Below are 2459 nucleotides of genomic sequence, written 5' to 3'. Positions count from 1 at the left end.
AGCGTGACCCAATGCTTCCCTGCCGCCAGTTTTCGACACCTCGAGCGTCGATGCGCGGCCCTCCAATCCCGCGCTTCTCCGCGCTCGGTTGGATCGAAGACCCGCGCTTCTTGAAGGTCGTCTCCACCCCTGACCTCGCCCGGGTTCTCGGCCTCCCTCGCCGGGACCTCGCGCGCATCTACGGGGACGGAGACTTCGCCACCCTGGAAGCCTCGCTGCGGGCCCCTCCCGAGGTTCGTTGCACCTGCCGGGCTCTCGGGAAGCGGTGCCCGTCCTCGTTGCTCCCCATCCAGCGCCTTGCCCTCCTGGAAGCCGCGCGGACGGGTGGCGGGCTCTTTCCCATCGGAGTGGGCCACGGGAAGACGCTGGTCGACCTCCTGCTTCCCCTGGTCATTCCCGGGTGCAAGGTCGCCGTGCTGCTCTTGCCCTCCAACCTGCGCGCGCAGCTCGTCGACGTCGACTGGCACTTCTACGGCGGTCATTGGCGCCTGCCCAACCTCGCGGGTGGCCGGTGGTTCCGACCTGGCCTGCCGGTCCTCCACGTCATCACCTACGAGAAGTTCTCCACCGGCGAAGGAACAGACCTCCTGACGCGCATCCGGCCGGACCTCATCGTCTGCGACGAAGCGCACCGATTGAAGGACCCTAAGAGCGCGCGCACGGGACGGTTCCTCCGCTACCTGGAACAGCACCCCGAGACGCGCCTCGTGGCCCAGTCGGGCACGCTGGCGACGAGAACGGTCAAGGACTACGCCCACCTCGCGGAGTACGCGCTACGCGACGGCAGTCCGCTCCCGCTCAAGCACCACGTCGTCGAGGAGTGGGCCGCGGCCTTGGACCCCGGCCATACCGTGGCGCCCCCTGGGGAGCTGCTCAAGCTCGTCGACCCAGCCGCGCCCCTGGCCCCGCTCGAAGGCGAGAACGAAGCCGAGCGCGAGCGGCGGCGGGTGCGTGACGCCTATCGACGGTGGCGCAACGCAACCCCGGGCGTCGTGGCCACGGACGAGAGCGCCGTCGGCATGCCGCTGGTCATCCGCACGCGCGACCCGGGCAAGGTCCCCGACGAGCTGCTCGCCCACATTCAAACGGCGCTCGGCGGGCAACGCCCCGACGGCGAAGAGTTCGTGGACGAGCTGCAACGCGTCGTCTGCGCGCGTCAGCTCGCGAGCGGCTTCTTCCACCGCTGGCGATACCCGGCTATTCAGGGAGTGCCGCAGGACCCCGAGCTGATTCTTCGCTGGTTCTCTCGCCGGCAGGAGTTCAACCGAGAGCTGCGCGAGCGCCTCAAGCGCCCGGCCGAGCACCTGGACTCCCCCGGGCTCCTCGTGCGCGCTGCGATTCGCGCCCACCAGTCCCCGCCCTACGAAGGGGACCTGCCCACGTGGCGCGCGGCGTCCTGGCCCGCGTGGGGCGAGATTCACAAGCGCGTCGTCCACGTCACGGAGGCCGTGTGGCTGTCCGAATTCATCGTGAAGGACGCGGCGAAGTGGGCGACTCGCAAGGGGCAGCCGGGAATCGTCTGGGTGGAGTTCCCGGAACTGGGCGAGCGCATCGCAAAGGCGGCGGGAGTGCCGTTCTACGGCGACGGCCCGGAAGCGTCGGCGACCATCCTCCGGGAGAGCGGGAAGCGGTCCATCGTCGCTTCACTCCGTGCCCACGGGACGGGGAAGAACCTGACGATGTTCTCGCGGATGCTGTTCGTGAACCCGCCAGCGGACGGAGCCGCGTGGGAACAGGCCATCGGCCGATGCCACCGACAGGGGCAGCTCGCCGACGAAGTGGAGGTGGAGCTGTACCAGCACACCAACGAGCTAGTCGGGGCCTTCCAGAAGGCCCGCGACTTTGCCCGGTTCATCGAAGAGACGGAGGGCACGCCGCAAAAACTACGTGCCCTAGAGTGTGGATGAGGGAAGCACCAGTATCACTGTCCAATTCAGGTACAGCCATCACCAAGCACACTTGCGCCACAGAGCAACAACATTCCGGACACAAGCACCCCTACTGCTTTATCACCGAGTTACAATACGGATGAGTCAGCTGCCCATTATTAGGGAGCCCCATCCCTCCATCCTCCTTTCTCTGAATGTGATCAATCGCAGCAGTCGGCCCCATTACATGCCCCTTGCACACGCCGCAATAAATTGAAGCATTGAGTGCTTGACGCAAAAAGACTGCCGACTTCGATGCGTTCGAGAAATTCGGACTGCCGCCTTCCTCGTCGCTACCCTCTTCAATCTCCAAGAAGGAAAACCGAGCGTCTGACGTTCGCACCTTTTCGACAATGGCGCGCGCCCCAACGACTCCCTGCTCAATAGTCACGAACACGGCCTTAACAGCCCCTAACGAAAGTCAGGAATGGACTGGTCGCAGGTGGGGACGAGCCCCAGGTTGAGGGGCATGGATCGCGAACTCGTCCCCGACGCCTTCTGGCAGCGCGTGGCTCCCTTGCTCCCTCCTCC

At 66.0% G+C, this 2459-nt stretch carries 2 protein-coding genes; one reads left to right on the top strand and one right to left on the bottom strand.

Translation table 11 applies throughout. The annotated features are described in order from the left end of the window. Positions 1 to 50 precede the first annotated feature (50 nt). Positions 51 to 1907 (top strand): DEAD/DEAH box-containing ATP-dependent helicase, encoded by a 1857-nt coding sequence (locus LZ198_RS42685; protein WP_253977920.1) that lies wholly within the window; start codon positions 51 to 53, stop codon positions 1905 to 1907. 91 nt (positions 1908 to 1998) lie between these two features. Here LZ198_RS42685 and LZ198_RS43810 read toward each other — a convergent pair whose 3' ends face one another. Further along, the gene (locus LZ198_RS43810) at positions 1999 to 2130 is read right to left on the bottom strand and encodes an HNH endonuclease (RefSeq protein ID WP_407667520.1); all 132 of its coding nucleotides are present in this window, start codon (positions 2128 to 2130) and stop codon (positions 1999 to 2001) included. Between the last annotated feature and the right edge of the window lie 329 nt (positions 2131 to 2459).

Source organism: Myxococcus dinghuensis (genome assembly GCF_024198235.1).
In the GTDB taxonomy this organism is placed as follows: domain Bacteria; phylum Myxococcota; class Myxococcia; order Myxococcales; family Myxococcaceae; genus Myxococcus; species Myxococcus dinghuensis.
This window is presented reverse-complemented; position numbering and strand designations above follow the sequence as displayed.

Coding starts and splice junctions, on each gene's coding strand:
- LZ198_RS42685 (WP_253977920.1), top strand. CDS start 51: ATGCGCGGCCCTCCAATCCCGCGCTTCTCCGCGCTCGGTTGGATCGAA.